Raw genomic sequence first — 21,697 nt, forward strand, 5'->3', positions numbered from 1 at the left:
CGTCGCCAAGGACTTGGCGACCCGCTGTTCCCCTGCTAACATTTGTGGCTCGTGTGGGGCCTTAGCTCAGCTGGGAGAGCGCGTCGTTCGCAATGACGAGGTCGGGGGTTCGATCCCCCCAGGCTCCACCAATCCGATACCGACAAAACAGCGCGTGGTGCTTCGGCACCTCGCGCTGTTTTGCTTTACGAGGCCTCGTGGTCCAGCCGGCGTTCGTCGTAGTCCGACTGCGCCTGCGCCATCGCCTGCCCGTGTCGGCCGGCCCAGATACACAGCGCATCGAACGGATCCTTCAGCGTACGCCCCAGCGGGGTGATCGAGTACTCCACCGCGACGGGCGACAGCGGCAGCACGCGCCGCGCGACCAGACCGTTACGCTCCAGCCGTCGCAGCGCCTCGGTCAGAGCCTTATGCGTGATCCCTTCCAGCCGGCGCAGCAGCTGATTGAATCGCACGGGGTTTTCGCAGACCACGCTGAGGATCATCACCGACCACTTGTTGGCGATCTGGTCGAGGATCGGTTTGGTTTCGCGCACGTCGATCAGCGCGACTTCGTCGTCGGGGAGCGGAAGCCTGGGCGGCATGGAGATAACCTCGCGTATACCTACGCACTTCAAAGTGCATAATTGACCGTAGATATACGCCGTATACCATGATGCTTCAAGTCCTTCCGGAGCATCGTCATGTCGCAACTCAGTGGAAAAATCGCCGTCGTTACCGGTGGTGGCAGCGGGATCGGGCTCGCCATCGCCCAGCGCTTCGTCAACGAAGGTGCCTATGTCTTCATCGTCGGCCGCCGCCAGGCGACACTCGATGACGCCATCGCCGGCCTCGGCGCCAACGCCGAAGCCGTGCAGGCCGACGTTACCGACGCCGTCCAGCTGGACCGCGTCTTCGCCGCGGTCGTCGCACGCAAGGGTCGCGTCGACACCCTCGTGGTCAACTCGGGCATCAGCGAATACAGCCTGGTCGACGACATCACCGAAGCGCACTTCGACGGCATCTTCGACCTCAACGTCCGCGCCGCGGCATTCACCGTGCAGAAAGCGGTGCCGCACATGCCCCCGGGCGGCACCATCGTGCTGATCGGCTCCATCGCGGATGCGATCGGCGTGTATGGCTACGGCACCTACGCCGCAAGCAAGGCGGCGCTGCGCTCGTATGCCCGCACCTGGACCGCCGAGCTGGTCAGCCGCGGCATCCGCGTCAACACGCTCAGCCCGGGCCCGGTCGACACCGACATGATGGCTGCCGCTTCCGATGAGGTGCGCGAGACGCTGACCGCCCGCATACCCCTCGGCCGTATGGGCAGACCCGATGAGGTCGCTGCGGCGGCGTTGTTCCTGGCCTCGTCCGAGAGCAGCTTCATCGCGGGCGCGGAACTGTGCATCGACGGCGGCATGACACAGGTCTGACCGGTTTTGCTTTATGGTCATGGGATGACTTCCGACCTCAAAACCACGCCTTCCGTCCTTTTCATCTGCACCGGCAATATCTGCCGGTCGCCCACCGCCCATGCCCTGCTCATGCACAAGGCGGCCGAACTGGGCTGGGACGTCCGCGTCGACAGCGCGGCCGTCAGCGGTGAAGAGATCGGCAATCCACCCGACTCGCGCGCGCTGACCGAGTTGCGTCGACGTGGCGTCGCCATGCCGACACATCGCGCGCGCCGCGTCACCGCCAGGGACTTCGAGGACTACGACCTCGTGCTGGGCATGACCGGGTCACACATCGATGCCCTCCGCCGCGTCGCACCCGACGCGGCGGACAAGGTCGGGCTGCTGATGGACTATGCGGACGGTCCGAAAGGCCTCGACGTGCCCGATCCGTGGTACGGCTCGGCGAAGGATTTCGTGCACGCGTTCGACATGATCGAGCGTGGCGTCGATGGCGTGATTCGTAAGCTCCGAGAGCCCGCCGCACGGTGACCGTTTCGGAACTCGACCATCTCGGACAGCTGCTAGGCGAGCGCCCTGCCCGCCTGCATACGCTCTCCGGTGGCGACATCGCGCGCAGCGTTCGTGTCGAGCGGCAGGATGGCAGCCACGTCATGGCCAAGTTCCGTCGACCGGGACAAGTCGCGCTGACGCTCGAGGCGAGCATGCTCGATGACTTGCGTGCCGCCGGGCTCCCCGTGCCCGAGACGCTGGCGGTCGATGACGATGCACTCGTACTGGCGTGGGTCGACGATGGCGGCCGTGGCTTCGACGACGAGGTGCAGCGCGCCGCCGGTCGCGCTATCGCAACCATGCATGCGCAGCCCGTGGGCGATGAGTTCGGATACAGGCACGACACGGTGGTGGGCAGCATCCCGCAACCGAATACGTTCGATCACGATTGGATCGCGTTCTTTCGCGACCGGCGCCTGCTTTATATGGCGGGACTCGCGGATGAAGCCGGCGAATTGCCTTCGTCGTTTCGTCACCGTATCGACAAGGTGGCCCAGCGTCTTGGCGAGTGGATCGATCCGGCGGTGCAGCCGTCGCTCGTACATGGCGATCTGTGGGGAGGCAATATGCTGGCGACCGCGCATGGCGGCGCCTGCTTTATCGATCCGGCCATCTATCGCGGTGATGGTGAGGTCGACCTTGCGCTGGCGACGCTGTTTGGCAGTGTCGGGCCGGCGTTCTTCAAGGGGTATACCGAGATCAGGCCGCTCGAACGCAGATTCATGACGACGAGGCGGCACCTCTACCAGCTGTATCCGCTGTTGATGCATGTGCGCTTGTTCGGCGGCTCGTACCTCGCCCCGCTCGACAGCACACTCGGAAAACTGGGCGTCTGATACTTCGCCGGGCGGTCAGCGACTCGACGCATCCAGGCGTTCGCGCAAATACGTCACCACCCGCATCGCCCGCATCGACAACGCCCACTCCGCCCGACACACCAGCCAAAGCGTATCGACGACAGGATCCGTGCCCCGCACCACCTGGATAGCCTCCTGCCGCGCAAACGCACGACGCGCATGCTCCGGAATCACCGTGAAGCCAAGTCCGCGCGCTACCGGCTCAAGAATCAGCCCGATCTGATTACTGAACCCTGCGACGGGAACACCCTTAAGACCACCGGCACCGGGAAACTGACGCGCCAGGAGCCGCGTCGCCATCGCCTGACCGTCGGGATGGTCAATAAAGCCGATCTGGACGAGATCCTTCCAACCCTTCACATCGCGGTCGGCAGGAGCGACCAGTTCCAGCGCCTCAGTCGTAAACGGCTCGGCGGCCAGCGATTCGTCATCGGGCCGCAGGCTCATCAGACCGATTTCATAGCGGCTTTCCATCACCGCCGCGCGAACTTCGCTGTCCGGGGCAAAGCGATGGCGAATGACAAGCCCCGGATTCGCCTGCTGCAGATCCAGCAATAGCGGATACAGCGACAAGCCAATGCTTCCAGGCGTAATCAGACTGACCTCGCCCTCCAGCGCGTCGACATCCGACAGGCGCAGCTTCAGCGCCTTGTCGGCGCGGTCCACGTCACGGCAGTAGTCCAGTAGGGCGAGGCCGGCTGGCATCAGTTCGATGCTTCGGGGCCGGCGAATCACCAGGGGCCCCAGCCGGTCCTCGAGCTGACGGATGTGCTGGCTGATGGCGGCCTGAGTGACACCCAGTCGCTCAGCGACACGGGTAAAGTTACCGAGGTCGGCAAGCTGCCGGAAGGTCTCCAGCCATTGCGGTTGAATCATAAGATTCTCTTATCCGTGAGAGATTATTCGCGCGAGCGAACTTATGGTCATTATCGAGCCTCATGCAAAGGGCTGCTAGTCGTCCCCGCCCGCGAAACGTGACCGGCCTGGAATAACGATAGTCCCCGCCTCCGCAAGGCGATCGAGGCCCCCCCTCCACTTGCAAGGTCGCCCCGTACTGCCCACGCACGTCGGCAACCACCGGCGAAGCCGTGCGCATCCAAAACAGTGGCCGGGCCGTACGTCACGTCGACGGTGACGGCCATCACGGCGTCGCTTCCGCTGACGTGTCCTCGAACATCGTGCACCTGAACGCGCGACGCCGAACGACCGGCTGATCCGGTACTTGATGCATCACTTGGCATGCAGCTTGCCTTTACCATTGGCAGGCTGCGCCGGCGCGAACGGGATTCGGTGCCTCAAACGCTCACCGCCACTTGCCGGGAATGGACATTCGCAGGGGCTGATACAGGTCATGTTGGCAGGATGGGAATCAATTCGATGACACCGCCGCGCACCGCGCGCGTGCCCCGGGCACGCTTGTGCCTCGCGCTGGCGCTGGCTCTGCACGGGCCTCTGGCCCTGGCCGCCGCCGCGCCTTCCGAACGCGACGCACTGATGGCGAAGGCACGCGACGAGCGTAGCGCGGGGCACCGCGTCGACGCCCTGGCGCACTGCCAGGAGGTACTGGCCCGCTGGCCGGACGATCGCGAGGCACAGACGCTCAACGTCGCTTTATTGACGGAAATGGGCGCGACGACGCGCGCCAGGGAACTGGCGGCTCGCTTGCAACCGCCCCAGAGCGTGGGCGATCGCGTCCATCTGGACGCCGATCACATCGCCCACGAAATCCGCTGGGCTAACGGCGAGCCCGCCGATCCGCGCGCACCCTATGCCGAGGCCGACCGCGCCGTGGCCGATGCCCGTCGCCTCGCGGACGATCCCCAGCTGGACCAGGGCCTGCGCCAGCGCGCGGAGCTGGATCTGCTGGTGGCGCTGGACCAGGCCGGTCGCGCGGACGAGGTGGTCACGCGTTACGACGCGCTTCGCCAGCGTAACGTCGCCCTGCCCGCTTACGTCGAGCGCGCCGTCGCCGATGCGCTGCTGGTCAGGCGCCGGCCGGCGGAAGCCGCAACCCTTTACGAAGACAGCATTGCCAAGGACCCGGGCCCCTATGGCGCCGCCGATTTCGAACCACGCATCGGCCTGATGTACGCCTACCTGGAATCCGGGCAGACGGACAAGGCCATCCGGACCATCGATGCGCTCGCCGCGAAAGAGCCGACATGGACGCGCGTGCCCGGTATCCGTGCGCCGATCCAGAACCAGCGCAAGGTCGATGCCGATCTCAACGCGGCCACACTCCGCGAATACGTCGACATGCCGGCCGACGCGTACGACCGCCTTCTTCCGATGTCGCGCGAGGCGCCCGCCAACTCGCAGATCCGTCGCGAGCTCGGCATGGTCGAGCTGGCGCGCGGCTGGCCACGCCGCGCGCAGGAAGACTTCAACATCGCCGGCACGCTCGACCGCCGCGATGTCGGCGCCTACATCGGTGAAGCCGACGCCGCGCGCGTGCTCAACGATTATGAAAGCGTGGACGAGGACCTGGGCGTCGCGCAGACCCTGGCCGACCGCAATGGGCGCGTCGCCCGCGCCGTGCAGTCGTGGAACCGCGAGCGCGGCTGGCAGTTCGATCTGAGCACCGAACAGGGCAAGGGCTCCAGCCCCGACTTCGGCGACCGCGACGCCACGACCCAGGCGTCGGCCGCGAGCCCGCTGATCGACGATCACTGGCGTGTGCTGGCACTGGCCCGCTACTCGACCGCCGACCTGCCCGAAGGCGACGTGCGTCGCTCACGCGTCGGCGTGGGCGTGATCGGCTATGCCCGTGGTCTCGAGGCTTATGTGCGCGCCCTTCCCGCCGCCGACCGTTATGTCGGCAAGACCGCCCTCGAGGCCGGCTTCGACTGGTCGATCACCGATCACTGGACCTGGGCGACCGATTACAGCACCGCGGGCGACGACGCGCCGCTGCGTGGACAGTACTACGGCATTTCAGCAAAGACGCTGGATACCGCCGTCACCTGGAGGGCGAGCGAGCTGACCCAGGCGCGCCTGGGTCTGTCGCGCGACAACTTCAGCGACGACAACAAACGCACGTCGTGGACCGCCTCGCTGACCCAGCGACTGCACACCGCTCCCAATCTGGCACTGGACGGCGGCATCGAACTGGGGGGCTCGATGAACACCCTGACCGATCGCCCCTACTTCAACCCGCGCCGCGACAAGAGCTACGCGATCACGGGCCGCCTGCAGAACCTGCTCGGTCAGTTCTACGAGCGCGCGGTCACACAGCGGATCGACGTCGCCGTGGGGCAGTACGCCGAACAGGGCTACGCCACCGACTGGATGGCCACCATCCGCTACGGTCAGACGTTCCAGCCGCGCGCCGGTATCCGGCTGGGCTGGGGAATCGGCTGGCACAACCAACCTTACGATGGTCAACGCGAACACCGCTTCGTCCTCGACCTGACGATGCACTGGGGAGAATGAGAGTCATGCGTCCGCTGTTGTTTCTGCTGATCCTGCTCGGAGCGGCCCTGTCCGCCGCCGCGCAGCCGGTCGCCGCCCCGCACCCCACCCTCATCGTCCTGGCCTACCACGACGTGCGCGACGACGTCGGCCTTCAGGCCGATCACGATCCGGATGCGACCAGCACCGATCACCTCATCGCTCATTTCGACTGGCTGCGCGCCAACGGCTACAACATGGTCAGCCTGTCGCAGGTCGTGGACGCCAGCAACGGCGGCAAGCCCTTGCCGAAGGACGCCGTACTCCTGACCTTCGACGATGGCCTGGAGAGTTTCTACACCCGCGTGTATCCGCTCCTGCGTGCCTATCACTATCCCGCGCTGCAGGCGCTGGTCGGCTCGTGGATGGACATGCCCGACGGCAAGCACATGCCGTACAACGGCGGCGACTGCACGCGTTCGTGCTTCCTCACCTGGGATCAGGTCGCCGAGATGCAGAAGTCGGGCCTCGTCGAGTTCGGCTCGCACACGTGGGAAATGCATCAGGGGCAGAACGGCAACCCGCAGGGTAACCAGATGCCCATGGCTGCCTCGATCGCTTACGACAGCGCCACGAAGCGCTACGAGACCGAGACCGAATACGCCGCGCGCGTCCGCAAGGACCTTTCGCACAGCGCGGATGAAATCGCCGCGCATACCGGCGTGCGCCCGCGCGCGGCGGTGTGGCCTTACGGTGCCTACACCCGCGTGGGTCGCGAAGTCGCCGCCGACCTCGGGATGAGCGTGTCGCTCAGCCTAGGCGACAGCGTCCCCACGCTGATCCCGGGCAAGACGATCCCGCGCCTGCTGGTCAGCGGCAACGTCACCGCCAACCGCCTCGGCTGGCTGATGCGTCATCAGGCCCGTGTCGACGCCACGCGCGCCGTACAGGTCGACCTCGACTACATCTACGACCCCGATCCGGCGCAGCAGGACCGCAACCTGTCGAAGCTGCTCGACCGGATCAAGCGGATGCACCCCAGCCAGGTCTGGTTGCAGGCCTACGCGGACCCGGACGGTGACGGCGTGGCCGATGCCGTCTATTTCCCCAACCGTCACCTGCCGGTGCGGGCGGACCTGTTCTCGCGCGTCTCATGGCAGCTGCGTACCCGCGCCGGCGTGCGTGTCTACGCGTGGATGCCCGTGCTGGCTTTCCGGTTCCCGGACGGCAAGGATCTGCCTTCCCTCGCGGGCGAGCCCAAGCCCGGCGGCGATCATTTCCGCCTCGCGCCGTATGACCCACGCGTACGCAGGATGATCGGCGATGTGTACGAAGACCTCGCGATGCATGCCGACGAGGCGGGCATCCTGTTCTCCGACGACGCGTACATCCGCGATACCGACAACCTCGGCCCGTGGGCGAAGAACACGCCTGCCCAGAACACGCAGGCGCTCATCGATTTCACGAAGGAACTGACCGAGCGCATGCGCCGCTGGCGTCCGCAGGTACTGACAGCGCGCAATCTCTACGCGCGCCCGGTGCTGCAGCCGCAGGCGGAGGCCTGGATGGCGCAGAGCCTGCCCGCATTCGTCGCCGCCTATGACATGACCGCGATCATGGCGATGCCGCAGCTGGATCAGCAGTCCGACCGCCTCGGCTGGTACCGCAAGCTGACCGCACAGGTCGCCGCCGTCCCGGGAGCCATGGAGCGCACGCTGTTCGAATTCGCCACGATGAACTGGCGCACGAAGCAGCCGATCCCCGATCTGGACCTTGCCGCGCGCATGCGCGAGGTCCAGGCGCAGGGCGCGCGTCACATCGGTTATTACCCCGACGACTTCCTGCACAACCATCCCGACCTGGAGACGATCCGTCCGTTCATCTCCGCCTCCGACTATCCTTATCCGGCGCCGGCACGATGAACGGCGGCGTTCTCCATGCCCTGCTCGAATTCGCGTTCTTCTATCCACTGGTGATGTCGCTCATCTGGATGAGCGGCGGCGTCATCTATTTCCTGCGCTGGGAACGCAACGAGCCGATCCGGGTCAGGCCGCCGGACCTGGCCGAATACCCGATGGTCACCCTCATCGTCCCGTGCCACAACGAGGGCGAGCAGGTGCGCGAAACGATCTCGCACCTGGCGTCGCAGCAGTACCCCAACTTCGAGATCATCGCGGTCAACGACGGTTCGACCGACGACACCGGGGCGCAGCTCGACCAGCTGCTGGACCAGTACCCGAAGCTGCGCGTCATCCACATGGCCAGCAACCAGGGCAAGGCGATGGGTCTGCGCGCCGCCGCGCTCGCTTCCAACGCCGACTTCTTCGTCTGCGTGGACGGCGACGCGCTGCTCGACGACTACGCCACGCACTGGCTGGTCTCGCACATGCTGGACAGCCCTCGGGTCGCCGCGGTCACCGGCAATCCGCGCATCCGCAATCGTTCCACGCTGCTGGGCAAACTCCAGGTCGGCGAGTTCTCCTCGATCATCGGACTGATCAAGCGGGCGCAAAGGGTATACGGCCGTATCTTCACGGTGTCCGGCGTGATCGCCGCGTTCCGCAAGAGCGCCCTGCACGACGTCGGATACTGGAATACCGACATGGTGACCGAAGACATCGACATCAGCTGGCGCCTGCAGATGCGCCACTGGGAAATCCGCTACGAACCCAATGCGCTGTGCTGGATTCTCATGCCCGAAACCGTGCGCGGCCTGTGGAAGCAGCGCCTGCGCTGGGCACAGGGCGGCTCCGAAGTCCTGCTTCGTTACACCGGCAAGCTGATGCGCTGGCGGCAACGTCGCATGTGGCCGGTGGCGCTCGAGTATGTGATGAGCCTGGTCTGGTCGTACACCATGGCCGTCATCGTCACGCTGTGGGTGCTCGGCAAGTTCGTCGAGCTGCCCCGCGAGTATTACGTCGACACCCTGCTGCCGCACTGGCACGGCGTCGTGCTCGGCATCATCTGCCTGCTGCAGTTCCTGATCAGTCTGCTGGTCGACCGCCGCTACGAAACCCGCATCGGCCGCAACTATTACTGGATGATCTGGTACCCGCTGGTGTACTGGCTGCTCAACACGGCGACCTCGATCGTCGCGATGCCCAAGGCGCTGATGAAGCCGAAAGGCAAGCGTGCGGTATGGGTCAGCCCGGACCGGGGACTGCGATGAAAGCCGAAGCGATCGTTATCCAGCGACCGGAGCGCCAGTCGCGCGTGCAGAAAGCCGTCTTCGGCACGGTCACCGTCTTCGCCTGGGTGGCCTGGGCGTTTCTGTGGATGCCGCTGATCACCTTAGCCGCCTGGGTCTTCGGGGCCCGCTCCGCGTGGGTGCAGTTCTATGTCCAGAACCGTATCGGCGATGGCGGCGACATCGACGTGATCTTCCTCGTCGCCCTGCTCTGCGCGCTCGTTTTCACGTCGTGGTCGGGCTATAACCACGCGCGCTTCGCCGGCAGGCAGAAACGCCGTGGCAACAAGCCGTTCACCGTGGAAGAAACCGCTCGGGAGATCGGCGCCAGCACCGACGACGCCCTGCGCATTCAGGCCCATCGCCGGGCCGTGGTGAGCGTCTCCGACGAGGGCTACATGACCGTGCAGGACGTGCGCTAGCGGGCCCTCAGGACGAACACGCCAAAGGCGGGATCGGGCGATATCCACTGACGCTCGACGGTCCAACCGCCTGCCTCGGCCAGCCGTGCGAACGACGCCGGTGTGAACTTGTGCGAGTTCTCGGTGTGGATCGACTCGCCCGCGGCGAAGGCGAAGGTCTGCCCCGCCACCTGCACCTGTTGCGCCTCGCGGCTTACCAGATGCATCTCGATCCGCTCCAACGCCACATTCCAGACGGCACGGTGCTCGAACGACAGCGGATCGATATCGCCACCGAGCTCACGATTGATCCGCACCAGAACGTTGCGGTTGAACGCCGCCGTGACGCCTTCGGCATCGTCATAAGCGGCCAGCAGCACATCGGCGTCTTTTACCTGATCGGCGCCGACGATCAGATACGCGTCGGCACCCAGCCGTTCGCGTATGGAACGCAGCAGTGCGATCGCTTCGGTCGGGGTGAAGTTACCGATGGTCGAACCCGGAAAGAACGCCACGAGTGGGCGACCGGCCACGGCCACCGGCACGTCGATTCCCGACGTGAAATCGCCGGCGACCGGATGGACCGCCAGCGCGGGATAGTTCGCTGCGAGGCTCTCCACCGCCGCCTGCAGGGCGTCCGCGCTGATATCCACGGGAACATACGCCGAAACCCACGGCGCGGCATCGAGCAGCACCCGCGTTTTCTCGCTGGCCCCGCTCCCCAGTTCCAGCAGAACCGCGCCTTGCGGAATCGTGCCTGCGAGATCGTCGGCGATGGCGTGCAGCAGCGCGGTCTCGGTGCGCGTCGGGTAATACTCGGGCGTGCGGCAGATCGCCTCGAACAGCACCGACCCCGCACCGTCGTAGAAATACTTCGGCGAGAAGTGCTTGCGCTCCGCCGAAAGCCCCGCGAGCGTATCGCGCAGGAAGGTCAGGCGTTCGCCGTCGGGCGAACCGTGGACATCGCGGGCGAGACGAACGCCGCTGAACATCCAGCGCTGACCGGGCCGGTAAAAGTTGCGGTACGACGGACGCGAATGTCCGTGCGGGGTAACACTCGCACCACCGCGCAAGACCATCTGCCCGACCATGAACTTGCCGTTGTATTCGCCCACGGCATCGTCAGCCGCCCGGAAGCCGGGATACGGAAGATAGGCGCTGGCCGTCCACTGCCAGGCGACGTCGTCGATCTGCTCGAGCCTGCCTTGCGTGCGAACGGCATGTTCCCACTCGGCCTCCGTCGGCAATCGCGCACCCGCCCAGCGCGCGAAGGCGTCCGCTTCGTAGTAACTGACGTGCGTTACGGGTGCGTCGGGATCCACCGGCCGCCAGCCACCCGGCGTCATGTGCGACCACACGTCGCCCTCGCGCCGCCAGTACAACGGTGCCGTCCAGTCGTCTTCCTGCCGCTGCGCCCAGCCATCGGACAACCACAGATCCGGGCGACGGTAGCCACCCAGCGCGATGAAGGCGAGCCACTGGCCATTGGTGACGAGGCGGTCGGAGATCTCGAACGGCTCCAGCCACACGGTATGACGGGGCCCTTCGTTGTCGAAGGCGAAAGGCTCTTCCGCGGCACCGATGCGCACCGGGCCTCCGGTGACCCGATGAAAGCGTCCGCCAGGTCCGGCCGCGGGCGCAGGCCACGCCGGATCGAAAGCCGGTCGCAGCGGCGACTGGGCGAACAGGTGCTGCGCGTCCATCACCAGGAGTTCCTGGTGCTGTTCCTCATGGGCGAAACCGAGCCGGACCAGCGCCTCGACGTCGGCACCCGGGTCGGTGCGCAGGAACGACCGCATATGCATGTCGACGTGGTGCCGGTACGCCAGCACACGCTCGCTCGTCGGCCGCGTCAGCAGGCCGCGCATCGGCCGGGGATGCCGCGGACCGACCGCTTCGTAATAGGAATTGAACAGATAGCCGAAGTCCGCATCGAACACGTCGTAGCCCGGAACGTTGGGACCGAGGACGAAGGTTTCGAAGAACCACGTGGTGTGCGCGAGATGCCACTTGGCCGGGCTGGCGTCCGGCATGGACTGAACCACCATGTCTTCCGGACCGAGCGCGGATACCAGGGACTCCGTGCGAGCGCGCACGCGTTCGTAAGTCGCGCCGAGACTCTCCGCCGGCGTACATCGCGCGCACGCCGGGGTGACGTCTTCGAGAAAAGTTTGCATGGGTCGTCTTCCTTGCGGGCGGTTCAGTCGCGCGTGTGCTCGATGGTGACGCGGTCCGCGTAGAACGCGAGATGGCCGTCGATCGACGCGACCGCGTCATGGGGTTGCTCGTAGGTCCATACGGCATTGACCGCCCGCTCGCTGTCGCCGGGCAGGCTGTAATACGACGCCTCGCCCTTGTATGGGCACCAGGAGTGATGGGCCGTACGGCTCAGGGCCTGCATATCGGCATCCCTGCGTGGCAGATAAAAGACCGGCGCGTAGCTGGCCTCCTGGAGGACCAGCGCGTCGCGGGTGTCGACGATGACGCGGTCGCCGTCGCGGACGACGACGCGACCGCCGGCCGGGGTCACGGTGATGGGATGATCGGGGCCGGGGATCCTGACGGGACGTGAGGACATTTCACTCTCCTTCGCGGCGGAATCGCCGCAGGCCAGTCATCCTGCGACCGGACGGCGACGAATCCAAGGCGACAAACCGGAAAAGGTGAAATTACCCGCAGGCACAGATGACTGGATTGGAGCTTACGACCGCGCGAACCGGTAGTGCGCGACGAGCCATTCCTGTCCGTTCGCGTACCCGAAAAGTTCGGCGCAGGACATCCAGAATATGCGCCAGCGCTGGAACCACAGTCCCGCGGCGTCCCCGTAAGCTTCACGCAGCACCGCCATGACCTCGTCGCGGGCGGCGTCCTGATTGGCCAGCCAGTGATTGGCGGTGCGCTCGTAATGGCTTCCGTCCACGTGCCAGCGATCCTCGATCTTCAGGTCCTGCTGGAACCAGAGCAGGGTGTCGGAAGCCGGCATGAGGCCGCCGGTGAAGAAGTGCCGGCCCATCCAGTCGTCCTCCCCGTCCGTCTCGAAGGGGTACATGAACTGGCGATGGGCGAAGATGTGCACGAAGAGCTTGCCACCGGGCCGGAGCCAGGTGCCGATGCGCGACAGCAGGGTCTCGTAGTTGCGCATGTGTTCGAACATTTCGACCGACACGCAGCGATCGAACTCGCCCGCGGGTAGCTCCAGCGCGTTGACGTCCGCCGTGATCACCCGGACGTTGTCCAGCCCCAGCTCGACGCATCGCTTCTCGATGTGACGGCGCTGCCCCTTCGAATTGGATACGGCGGCGATCCGCGCATTGGGGAACCGGCGCGCCATCCACAGCGTCAGCGAACCCCAGCCACAGCCGAGCTCGAGAATGGTCTGCCCGTCCGCCAGCTCCGCACGTCGGCCGTAGACGTCGAGCATCGCCTCCTCGGCCTGCGCGAGCGTCTCCGCGCCGGTGGGATACAGGCAGCCGGAATACTTCAGGCGCGGCCCCAGGCACAGCTCGAAGAAGCGTGCCGGGAGTTCGTAATGCTGGCCGTTGGCGGCGTCCGTGTGGACCGCAACCGCACTCTGCCTCAGCGCATCGATACGCGACTGATAGCGGGCGGCCACCGTGGTCAGGCCACCCTCGCCTTCCTCCGCCAGGCGTTTCGCGCAGAGTCGCCGGATGCCCGCGCGAATCAGCGCGTCGGGCAGCGTACCGCGCTCGGCGAGCCCGAGCAGTCCGGACGCCGCCTGATCCTCACGGGTGTAACGGGTGGAATCGGCCGTCGTATTCATGTGTCCTCGCTATGCCGTGAGGGAAACCAAGGGAAAAACATCGGGGTGTCGCGCTGGTATCGCCGGTATTCATCGCCACGCGAACGCAGCGCCTGGGTTTCCGTGTACGGCACCCCGCTGACGAAGCGCAGAAACAGGAACATCACCAGCGGACCGCTCCATGCCAGCCAGCCCACCGGCGAGCCCACCGCGAGTGCGACATAGGCGAACCAGTGCAGCCATTCGAAGAAATAGTTCGGGTGGCGTGAGTAACGCCAGAATCCGTCGCGACAGGTTTTGCCGCGGTTCGCCGGCTGCGCACGGAAATGTGCGAGCTGCCGGTCGGCCAGCGACTCACCCACCACGCCGAAGAGCCAGACCGCGATCGCTACGCCGATCCAGCCGACATGGGTCGCCGGGTTGGCCGCCACGGCAACGAACGGCACCGCGAAGAGCGCGACGAGGAAGGCCTGAAACTGAAAAAACGCGAAGAATTTGCCCTGGTGTCCGTGCCAGTGGGCACGAAGCGCACGGTATCGCCCGTCTTCGGCCTCACCACGCACCCGCCGCCAGAGGTGCAGCGCAAGACGCCCGCCCCACAATCCACCCAGGATCGCCAGCACCGCGCGCGTCGCTCCCGCGCCCGATCCTGCCAGCGCCGCCCATACGGCCGCGCCACCCACGCCGATCGACCAGAGAACGTCGACGATGCCGGCATTGTTCTTGCGCCACTGCCAGGCCCAGCCAGCGGCCATCATCCATGCCGCGGCCAGCCATATGGCGAGGAAAGTGTGTGACGTACTCATGACAGGCGCGGCTTTTCGAAAAGAAGGTGCGCCACACCGATCGACCGCTCGATGAACCCGCCTTCGCAGTACGCGAGATAAAACTCCCACATACGGATGAACCGCTGATCGAACCCCTGACCGCGCACTTCGACCAGACGGGCCATGAAGCGCTCGCGCCACGCATGCAAGGTCCGCGCATAGGACTGGCCGAAGTCCTCGAAGCGAACCAGCGCCAGATCGGTCGCCCGGGTCTTGGCCGCCAGCATGCCCTGTACCGACGGAATGAAACTGCCGGGGAAAATGTGGCGTTTGATGAAATCCACCGAGCGAAGCGCCTGTGCGTAGCGATCGTCTTCGATGGTGATCGCCTGGATCAGCGCGCGACCACCGGGCCGCAACACGCTACGGATCTTGGCGAAATAGGTCTCCTGGTATTTTGCGCCGATCGCCTCGATCATCTCGATGGACACGACCTTGTCGTAGGTGCCACGAAGATCCCGGTAGTCCTCCAGCAGCAGCGTCACCCGCTCCTCCAGCCCGGCTTCGGCGACGCGCTGGCTCGCCAGCGCGAACTGCTCACGCGAGATCGTGGTGGTGGTCACGTGGCAACCGAAATAGCGCGCCGCGTGCACCGCGAAGCCGCCCCAGCCCGTACCGATTTCGAGAACGCTGTCGCCGGGCCTGAGGTCGAGCCACTGGCAGATGCGATTGAGTTTGCGTGTGGAGGCGACCTCCAGCGTATCGTCCTCACTCTCCCAGAGCGCCGAGGAATACATCAGGTCCGGCGAGAGGAACAACCGGAAGAAATCGTTGCCGAGATCGTAGTGTGCGGCGATGTTTCGACGGCTGCCCACGCGGGTGTTTTCGCGCAACGCATGCCATGCCTTCATGGCGATACCGCCCACGCGTGCCAGGCCGGTCTCCATGCCGTCGAGGCGGTCGCGATTACGGACCAGCAGCCGGATCAGACCGACCAGGTCGTCGCAGGTCCAGAGACCATCCATGAACGCCTCGCCCGCACCGACGCTGCCGTTGGCGGCCACGGCCCGGTAGAACGCCAGATCGTTCACGTCGATCCTGACATCGGGCGCACCCTCGACGAACTCACCCAGCGTGGTCCCTCCGAGCGCATCGCAGATCGTCAGGCGGCCATGCCGCAGGCCCTCCATGCGTGCCAGCAACATCCGCCGCAGGAAACGGTGGCTACGCGAATCGGGGACGAATTCTTCCGTGCGAGCGATGCGATTCATGGTCTCAGCCCTGTTTCATCGGGTGGTCGTAAACGGGATTGCGCTTCAGCCACAGGCGCATGGCTTCGAAATGGATGGCGCCGATGACCTTCGCGGTCATCAGCGGGTACCGCCAGAGGACACGCGCCAGCGATGCGCCCGTGAGCGGCAGGCGCCGCAGTGCGAGATGCGCGTCGAATTCGCGCTCACCGTCGCGCAGCACGTCCATATGAACGGCCAGCGTGTCGCCAGGTACGGTGAACCGCCACCGGTAGGCGCGCTCCATCGGCATGAAGGGAGACACATGGAAGACCTTGTCGAACCCGGCATCGATCGCGTGCCCCCCGGCGGCATCCGCCGCCAGCACGTAGGTGTGCCGCTCGCGCCAGGGGGTGTTGGTGATCTCCGCCAGCACGCACACGAGTGTCACCCCGTCCGCCGCGTAACAGTAGTAAAAGCTCACCGGATTGAACGCGATACCCGCGTACCGCAGATGGGTCAGCAGACGCACCGGCCCCGCCGGGCGGCGACCCAGTACCTCGGCGGCGCGATCGCGTACGGCATCGGCCAGCGGTGTGGCGGGATCGCCGAAATAGTCTGAACGACGGAACTCCGCGAGGTTGCGCCGACCGTTCGACCACAACCAGCGCCGGGCGAAGACGCGATCGACCTCGTCGAGGTCCAAGTACACCTGCGCCATGCGGTAGGTGAATGCATGGTCGTGAGGCGCGTGGCGATGGTGTGTCACCACGCCTTCGTAGATCGCGCTGGCGAATCGGCCGGTCATGCCATCGCCTCGCGACGTAGCGCCGCCACGCGCTCGAAGTCGTGCGAGAGTTCGACCGCGCTGCGCATGCCGTCCTCGTGAAAGCCCCAGCCCCAGTAAGCGCCGGCAAACCAGGTGCGACGCTGGCCCTGGATCTCGTCCTTGCGGGACTGAGCGGCGACCGAGGCGTGTGTGTAGACCGGATGGTGGTAACTCATGCGCCGCAGGACGCGCGCCGGGTCGATCGCACCGGTCCGGTTGAGCGTGACGACGAACGGATCGGGCGAGTCGATGCCCTGCAGCAGGTTCATGCAATAGCTGACGGTGCACGCGGCACCCGGTTCCGCGGGAACGAAGGCGTTCCAGGCGGCCCACGCCTTGCGCGACCTCGGCAACAGTGAGGCATCCGTGTGCAGCACGGTGTCGTTGGCCTGATACGTCATGGCGCCGAGCACGGATCGTTCGACCGCATCGGCGTCGCCGAGCAGCGCCAGCGCCTGGTCGCTGTGGCAGGCCAGCACGAGTTCGTCGAACGCTTCCGTACCCGCGTGCGTCACGACCTCGACCGCGTCGTCGTGGCGACGAACACCGACCACCGGCGTATTGAGGCGCTCCCGCACGTCCCAGCGCGAACGCAATGCATCGACGTAGGTACGCGACCCACCTTCGACCACGCGCCACTCCGGCCGGTCGGTCAGCCGGAGCATGTGATGATTGGCCATAAACTTGACGAGGTATTTCGCCGGGAAGCCGAGGATCGACGACGACGGCGACGACCACAGCGCGCAGGCCATGGGCACCAGGTGTTCGTCACGGAAGGCTTCGCCATAACCATGCGCGTCGAGGTACGCCCCCAGCGCGGGGCCTTCGCCAGGCACATCGAGCAGGCGCGGCGCCTCGCGATAGAACCGCGCCAGATCCCTGAGCATGCCGAGGAAACGCGGCGACACCAGATTGCGCCGCTGGCAGAACAACGTATCCAGCGTGGTCGCGTTGTATTCGAGGCCGGTGGCATCGTTACGGACCGAGAAGCTCATCGTCGTCGGCCGGGTCGCCACACCGAGTTCGTCGAAGAAAGCCGACAGCAGCGGATAGTGCGCCCGGTTGTGCACGATGAAGCCGGTATCGACCGAGTATTCGCGACCCGCCTGGCTCACCCGGTGCGTATGGGTGTGGCCGCCGGGATAATCGTTGGCCTCGAACAGCGTGACCTCATGACGTCGCGACAGCAGCCAGGCGGAAGCCAGTCCGGCGATACCCGATCCCACAACGGCCACGCGCATGGTCAGCCCCTCGCCTTCGCCGCGACCCACGCGGGAATCGGCTTCAGGTCACGGACCAGGCCCAGCCACGACATGGCGACGAGGCCGTAGTACGTCATGTCGATCTCCCACCAGCGGAAGCCCTGACGAACGGTGCCGGGGAAGAAGTGATGATTGTTGTGCCAGCCCTCGCCAAAGGTGATCAGCGCCAGCCAGAGGTTGTTGCGGCTGTCGTCACGGGTCTCGAAACGCCGATGCCCGTAGCGATGCGCCAGCGAGTTGATCGTGACCGTGGCGTGAAACAGCACGGTGGTGGAGATGAAGAATCCCCAGACCAGCATCTGCCAGCCGTCCGTTCCCAGGCCGGGAGCGACGTAGTGCAGAAGCTTTCCCAGCCCGAACAGGGCGACGGCCAGCAGCACCGGCACGGCCGTGTCGAAACGGTCCAGCCAGCGCAGCTCCGGGTACACGGCGAGGTCGGGCACGCGGTCGATCTGCGTCCGGAAGCCACGCGGCGTCAGGAACCATCCCGCATGACTCCAGAGAAACCCATGGACGCGCGGCGAATGAGGGTCCAGCGGGGTATCGGTATGCTTATGGTGATGGCGGTGGTGCGCCGCCCACCACAGCGGACCGCGCTGCACGCAACTCGCGCCGATCACCGCGAAGACAAACTGCACCGCACGCGACGTACGGAACGTGCGATGCGAGAAGTACCGGTGATAGAACGCGGTAAGCGCGAACATCCGCAGCGCATACAGCGCGACGGCGACACCGATCGCTATGGGCGACACCCCGGTCCAGATCGCGCCAAGGCAGGCGAGATGCATCACCACGAACGGCGATGCGCGCAGCCAGTCGATCCGGTCGGCCCGGACCTCGTCGGACGCATCGGCGACGGACGTATCGAACCAGCGACGCCACGCCGCCTTGCGAGGCGGCAGGGGGACGTTCTGGACGGCATCGATGGACATGGTCGTGGCTGCTCTCGTGGGTTCTCCACTCTATACGGAAGGTGGCGTCAAGCGGATGCACGATCCTGGCCACGATGCCCCGGGCATGCGGTTCATGCTATAGAACGTGATGCAACGCTGACCGGCCCCGTCCGACCAAGGAACCCGACGTATGCCCGCCACCAGCCCCGCCGAGCGCGACGAGCTGAACCGACTTCTGCAACGCACCGCGGCCGGGGACGAACGCGCCTTCGCCGAGCTTTACCGTCGTACGTCGCCGCGCCTGTTCGGCGTGTGCGTGCGCGTGATGAACGATCGCGACGAGGCCGAGGAGGTCCTTCAGGAGGCCTTCGTCACCGTCTGGAAGCGCGCTGGCAGCTTCGATCCGGCATTGGCCAGCGCCGTCACCTGGCTGATGACCGTGGCGCGCAACAAGGCCATCGATCGCCTGCGACAGCGCCCGGACATGCGCCAGCAGCACGACGTCGACTTCGACGCCATGATCGACGACACACCCGGTCCCGCCCACGACGCGGAGAACGATGAGGAGTACCGCCGCCTGCGTGCCTGCCTGTCCGAGCTCGAGCAACAACAGCGTCGCTCGATCCGTGAAGCCTTTTTCGGCGGCGCTACGTATAACGAGCTGGCGGAACGTGCAAAGGTGCCCCTGGGCACCATGAAAAGCTGGATCCGTCGCGGTCTCCTGCAGCTCAGGGCATGCCTCAATCCATGAACAGTACTTTCGAAGCGGACAAGGACAACTTACGGTATGCCGAGTACGTTCTCGGCCTGCTCGATGCGGATGCGCGCGCCGCCGTGGCACGGGAGGTCGAGACCAGCCCCGAGGCCGCCGCCGCGGTGGCGCTGTGGCAGCGGCATCTGACGCCGCTCGCTCTGGAGATCGCCGACGAGGCGCCGCCCCCGCACGTATGGGCCGCGATCCGTCGCCGCCTTCGTTTCGACGCTCCCGCGGTACGGCTGCCGCAGGCCAGCATGTGGGACAACGTCGCGCTGTGGCGCTGGCTGGGTCTGGGCGCCACCGCCGTGGCCGCCTGCCTGCTCGTGCTGACCGTCACCCGGCCGACCACGCCGGTCGCTCCACCGGTGGTGACGGCGCCCAGCGGCCCGACGACGCTCATGGTCTCCACGATCGCGGGCGACAGCGGTGTCGCCGGCTGGACCGCCACGATGGACATCGACCGCTCCGAGCTGCTCGTCGTACCGGCAAGCCCCAGCGTGGTCGCCGCCGATCGCAATACCGAACTCTGGCTCATTCCGGAAGGCGGCAAGCCGATCTCCGTCGGTGTGTTCCCGCCCACCGATCCCAAGCGGTTCCATCTGGACAAGGCTCTCCTCGATCGCCTCGGCCCGACAGCCGCGCTGGCGGTCTCGGTGGAACCGGTCGGTGGTTCGCCTACCGGCCAGCCGACGGGCCCGGTCATCGCCAAGGGAGCGATCCGCGCCGCGTGACGCGCGGGCATGGGCGCGGACCGGCATCTTCACATGCTCTGGCGAACCGGCCGTAACAATGGCGTCATGGCCCTCAACCTATCGCCCTTCCCGCCGATATGACTACTGCGTTGCAGTCGGGGGGAAGGACGCCAATGAAAGCGCTCATCGCCGCGATGCTGATCGTCGCGGCTCACGTAGCCGGTCTCGCGCTTTTCCCCGCGCGCGGGATGGCCGTGTCCTACGTTTTCTTCTTCTCCGTGGCCGCACTGGCCATGGGCAGCGTCGTGCATGCCTGGCATCGTTCGGGGCCGCCACGCGACCGGCGCTGGTGGCTGCTCCTGGCCAGCCTCGCGCTGTGGGTCATCGGCATGTCGCTGTCCGCCCGGCAGAACTACGCACTCGACAACTCGAATCCCGCCCCTGGCGACAGCATGTTCTTCTACATCCTGTACGTCCTGCCGGTACTGGTCGCCGTGTCTTCCGCGCCGGTGGCCGCGCGAAAACACTGGGCCATGGGGATCGACCTGATACTGGCCGCGCTGCTGGGCGTGCTGTTCTACGTACGCACGTTCTCGATCGTTTCGCTCGAAGGGGCCATGGGCCCGCAGCAGGCCGTCGACGTCGCGTACATGCTCGACTTCGAGAACGCGTGCCTGGCCGTCGCGGCTTCATTGCGTTTTCTGGCCACCGACCGTACCGACGACCATGCCTTCTTCCGGTCGGTCATGTTCTTCTTCGTCAGCTACGCGTTCGCCGGCTACTTCTACAACCACTACGTCGCACTCGGCGGACATCCGGATTTCGGTACATCGCCATGGGACGCCTTGCTGGATGTCCCCTTTCTCGCGCTGTTCGTCGCCATCGGCGTGCGGCTTCCGCAGCGCCACTGGCATCCGCCCGTCTATCTCGTCCGCTTCGTGCAGAGCGCCAGCCCGACCTTTCTGGCGATGAGTGTGCTGGGTTTCGGCCTGATGGTCATTCCCGGCTATCCCTCGCTGGGCATCGCCGGCGCGATTGCCGCCGTGATCGGTATCGGTCTGCGCGGCACGCTCGCCCAGGTGGATCTGGTGGAAGAGGAATACCGCCTGTCGCGCAGTCGCGAGGAACTGCAGGGACTGGTCTTCATCGACGCCCTCACCGGACTGGCCAACCGCCGGGCGCTCGACGAGCGCCTCCTGCGCGAATGGCATCGGCCGGGACAGCGCGAGCCCATCGGTCTCCTGATGATCGACGTGGACTACTTCAAGGAATACAACGACCGCTACGGTCATCTCGCCGGCGACGATTGCCTGCGCGCGCTCGCCGAGACACTGACCGCACGTGGCCTGCGCCCCAGCGACTTCATCGCACGCTTCGGCGGTGAGGAGTTCGCCGTGGTCGCTCCGGGAACACGGCTCGAGGAGGCGCTGGCCCTCGCCGATGACCTGCGCGCGCACGTCGAGGCGCAGGCGATCATCCACCCGATGAGCCCGTTCGGCGTGCTGACGATCACGATCGGCGTCGCGGCATCGCAGCCATCGGCCAACAGCGGCCCGCTGGACCTGCTCAACGCCGCCGACCGTGCGCTGTACCGCGCCAAGCATGCCGGTCGCAATCGTGCCGGCGGGCCGGTCGAGTCACGTAACGAAAGCTCGCGAGCCTGATCGCGTCATTGCTTTAACCCCGTTTGCCTTGCTTCCGCGTTTCACCGTCATGTCCCCCAC

20 protein-coding genes and 1 tRNA gene are annotated in these 21,697 nt (G+C 65.9%); 11 read left to right on the forward strand and 10 right to left on the reverse strand.

Features of this window, described 5'->3' with window-relative positions; all coding sequences use genetic code 11:
* Nucleotides 1-55 precede the first annotated feature (55 nt).
* Nucleotides 56-131 (forward strand) — tRNA-Ala (locus tag BLT40_RS06440).
* A gap of 54 nt (nucleotides 132-185) precedes the next feature.
* On the opposite strand, the gene BLT40_RS06445 is transcribed toward BLT40_RS06440, so the two are convergent.
* On the reverse strand, nucleotides 186-584 hold the full coding sequence (locus BLT40_RS06445) for a winged helix-turn-helix transcriptional regulator (RefSeq protein WP_090352330.1): 399 nt from the start codon (nucleotides 582-584) through the stop codon (nucleotides 186-188).
* A gap of 99 nt (nucleotides 585-683) precedes the next feature.
* Here BLT40_RS06445 and BLT40_RS06450 point away from each other — a divergent pair, with 99 nt between their 5' ends.
* Genes BLT40_RS06450 through BLT40_RS06460 form a run of 3 tightly spaced genes read left to right on the forward strand, consistent with a single transcriptional unit; the run spans nucleotide 684 to nucleotide 2,785 of the window.
* Nucleotides 684-1,415, forward strand: coding sequence for an SDR family NAD(P)-dependent oxidoreductase (locus tag BLT40_RS06450; protein WP_090352333.1), 732 nt, complete (start codon nucleotides 684-686; stop codon nucleotides 1,413-1,415).
* Between the two features lie 24 nt (nucleotides 1,416-1,439).
* On the forward strand, nucleotides 1,440-1,928 hold the full coding sequence (locus BLT40_RS06455; protein WP_036113687.1) for a low molecular weight protein-tyrosine-phosphatase: 489 nt from the start codon (nucleotides 1,440-1,442) through the stop codon (nucleotides 1,926-1,928).
* Nucleotides 1,925-2,785, forward strand: a complete 861-nt coding sequence (locus BLT40_RS06460; RefSeq protein WP_090352336.1) for a fructosamine kinase family protein — start codon at nucleotides 1,925-1,927, stop codon at nucleotides 2,783-2,785. Before BLT40_RS06455 ends, BLT40_RS06460 begins: the two co-directional genes overlap by 4 nt.
* Before the next feature lie 15 nt (nucleotides 2,786-2,800).
* Here BLT40_RS06460 and BLT40_RS06465 read toward each other — a convergent pair whose 3' ends face one another.
* Nucleotides 2,801-3,682: a LysR family transcriptional regulator gene (locus BLT40_RS06465; protein WP_090352338.1), complete on the reverse strand. Its 882-nt coding sequence runs from the start codon at nucleotides 3,680-3,682 to the stop codon at nucleotides 2,801-2,803.
* A 501-nt stretch (nucleotides 3,683-4,183) separates the two neighbouring features.
* Between BLT40_RS06465 and pgaA the strand changes: the two genes are divergently transcribed.
* From pgaA to pgaD, 4 genes are read left to right on the forward strand one after another with little or no spacing between them, the layout of a single operon-like run.
* Nucleotides 4,184-6,238, forward strand: coding sequence for a poly-beta-1,6 N-acetyl-D-glucosamine export porin PgaA (gene pgaA, locus BLT40_RS06470; protein ID WP_176809120.1), 2,055 nt, complete (start codon nucleotides 4,184-4,186; stop codon nucleotides 6,236-6,238).
* A gap of 5 nt (nucleotides 6,239-6,243) precedes the next feature.
* Nucleotides 6,244-8,118: a poly-beta-1,6-N-acetyl-D-glucosamine N-deacetylase PgaB gene (gene pgaB / locus BLT40_RS06475; RefSeq protein WP_255363959.1), complete on the forward strand. Its 1,875-nt coding sequence runs from the start codon at nucleotides 6,244-6,246 to the stop codon at nucleotides 8,116-8,118.
* On the forward strand, nucleotides 8,115-9,365 hold the full coding sequence (gene pgaC, locus BLT40_RS06480; protein ID WP_090352343.1) for a poly-beta-1,6-N-acetyl-D-glucosamine synthase: 1,251 nt from the start codon (nucleotides 8,115-8,117) through the stop codon (nucleotides 9,363-9,365). The genes pgaB and pgaC overlap by 4 nt, the downstream gene beginning before the upstream one ends.
* Complete coding sequence (gene pgaD / locus BLT40_RS06485) at nucleotides 9,362-9,805, forward strand: poly-beta-1,6-N-acetyl-D-glucosamine biosynthesis protein PgaD (RefSeq protein WP_176167793.1); 444 nt, start codon at nucleotides 9,362-9,364, stop codon at nucleotides 9,803-9,805. The genes pgaC and pgaD overlap by 4 nt, the downstream gene beginning before the upstream one ends.
* Here the strand turns inward: pgaD and egtB are convergent.
* The 8 genes from egtB to BLT40_RS06525 all read right to left on the reverse strand — a co-directional run bounded on the left by egtB (nucleotide 9,802) and on the right by BLT40_RS06525 (nucleotide 18,563).
* Nucleotides 9,802-11,961: an ergothioneine biosynthesis protein EgtB gene (egtB, locus tag BLT40_RS20740; RefSeq protein WP_090352348.1), complete on the reverse strand. Its 2,160-nt coding sequence runs from the start codon at nucleotides 11,959-11,961 to the stop codon at nucleotides 9,802-9,804. The genes pgaD and egtB overlap by 4 nt on opposite strands.
* Before the next feature lie 23 nt (nucleotides 11,962-11,984).
* On the reverse strand, nucleotides 11,985-12,362 hold the full coding sequence (locus tag BLT40_RS06495; protein ID WP_090352351.1) for a DUF427 domain-containing protein: 378 nt from the start codon (nucleotides 12,360-12,362) through the stop codon (nucleotides 11,985-11,987).
* Nucleotides 12,363-12,485: 123 nt separating this feature from the next.
* Nucleotides 12,486-13,565 carry an SAM-dependent methyltransferase gene (locus tag BLT40_RS06500; protein ID WP_090352353.1) on the reverse strand — a complete coding sequence of 360 codons (1,080 nt, stop codon included), beginning with the start codon at nucleotides 13,563-13,565 and terminating at the stop codon, nucleotides 12,486-12,488.
* On the reverse strand, nucleotides 13,562-14,350 hold the full coding sequence (locus tag BLT40_RS06505) for a DUF1295 domain-containing protein (RefSeq protein WP_090352356.1): 789 nt from the start codon (nucleotides 14,348-14,350) through the stop codon (nucleotides 13,562-13,564). Before BLT40_RS06505 ends, BLT40_RS06500 begins: the two co-directional genes overlap by 4 nt.
* Nucleotides 14,347-15,582: an SAM-dependent methyltransferase gene (locus tag BLT40_RS06510; protein WP_079521409.1), complete on the reverse strand. Its 1,236-nt coding sequence runs from the start codon at nucleotides 15,580-15,582 to the stop codon at nucleotides 14,347-14,349. The genes BLT40_RS06505 and BLT40_RS06510 overlap by 4 nt, the downstream gene beginning before the upstream one ends.
* A gap of 4 nt (nucleotides 15,583-15,586) precedes the next feature.
* Nucleotides 15,587-16,348, reverse strand: a complete 762-nt coding sequence (locus BLT40_RS06515; protein ID WP_079521410.1) for a DUF1365 domain-containing protein — start codon at nucleotides 16,346-16,348, stop codon at nucleotides 15,587-15,589.
* Nucleotides 16,345-17,610, reverse strand: a complete 1,266-nt coding sequence (locus BLT40_RS06520; protein ID WP_090352541.1) for an NAD(P)/FAD-dependent oxidoreductase — start codon at nucleotides 17,608-17,610, stop codon at nucleotides 16,345-16,347. The genes BLT40_RS06515 and BLT40_RS06520 overlap by 4 nt, the downstream gene beginning before the upstream one ends.
* Nucleotides 17,611-17,612: 2 nt before the next feature.
* Nucleotides 17,613-18,563 carry an acyl-CoA desaturase gene (locus BLT40_RS06525; protein ID WP_090352358.1) on the reverse strand — a complete coding sequence of 317 codons (951 nt, stop codon included), beginning with the start codon at nucleotides 18,561-18,563 and terminating at the stop codon, nucleotides 17,613-17,615.
* A gap of 151 nt (nucleotides 18,564-18,714) precedes the next feature.
* Here BLT40_RS06525 and BLT40_RS06530 point away from each other — a divergent pair, with 151 nt between their 5' ends.
* The 3 genes from BLT40_RS06530 to BLT40_RS06540 all read left to right on the forward strand — a co-directional run bounded on the left by BLT40_RS06530 (nucleotide 18,715) and on the right by BLT40_RS06540 (nucleotide 21,637).
* Complete coding sequence (locus BLT40_RS06530) at nucleotides 18,715-19,275, forward strand: sigma-70 family RNA polymerase sigma factor (RefSeq protein WP_079521412.1); 561 nt, start codon at nucleotides 18,715-18,717, stop codon at nucleotides 19,273-19,275.
* Nucleotides 19,272-20,012: an anti-sigma factor gene (locus tag BLT40_RS06535; RefSeq protein WP_090352361.1), complete on the forward strand. Its 741-nt coding sequence runs from the start codon at nucleotides 19,272-19,274 to the stop codon at nucleotides 20,010-20,012. Before BLT40_RS06530 ends, BLT40_RS06535 begins: the two co-directional genes overlap by 4 nt.
* Before the next feature lie 134 nt (nucleotides 20,013-20,146).
* Complete coding sequence (locus BLT40_RS06540; RefSeq protein ID WP_176167794.1) at nucleotides 20,147-21,637, forward strand: GGDEF domain-containing protein; 1,491 nt, start codon at nucleotides 20,147-20,149, stop codon at nucleotides 21,635-21,637.
* Nucleotides 21,638-21,697: the final 60 nt, after the last annotated feature.

Source organism: Dyella sp. 333MFSha (assembly GCF_900102405.1).
Taxonomy (GTDB): Bacteria; Pseudomonadota; Gammaproteobacteria; order Xanthomonadales; family Rhodanobacteraceae; genus Luteibacter; species Luteibacter mycovicinus.